Origin of the sequence: Streptomyces sp. NRRL B-1347, from assembly GCF_000720325.1 — a bacterium.
Lineage (GTDB): Bacteria > Actinomycetota > Actinomycetes > Streptomycetales > Streptomycetaceae > Streptomyces.
Window position 1 is genome coordinate 1 of record NZ_JOJM01000358.1, and the last position, 205, is coordinate 205.

The following is a 205-nucleotide window of genomic DNA, read 5'->3' on the forward strand; positions in this document are numbered from 1 at the left end:
GGACAAGGGCTGCCAGGCAGCCGGCGGCACGGTGATCACCCCGATCAAGCGCCGCCCGGACACCGAGCTCGCCGACAAGCACAAGAAGCCGAACAAGGTTCACGCGGCACTCCGGGCCCCTGCCGAACGCACCATCTCCCGGATCAAGCAGGGGAGGATCCTCCAGCACGCCCGGACCAGCCCGAACAGGCTCTCGTCAGTCTCC

The 205-nt window shown here is 68.3% G+C and carries 1 pseudogene; it reads left to right on the plus strand.

Going from position 1 to position 205, the window contains the following annotated elements:
• Window positions 1–205 (plus strand): annotated as a pseudogene (locus IG74_RS54120) (IS5/IS1182 family transposase); the annotation flags it as partial.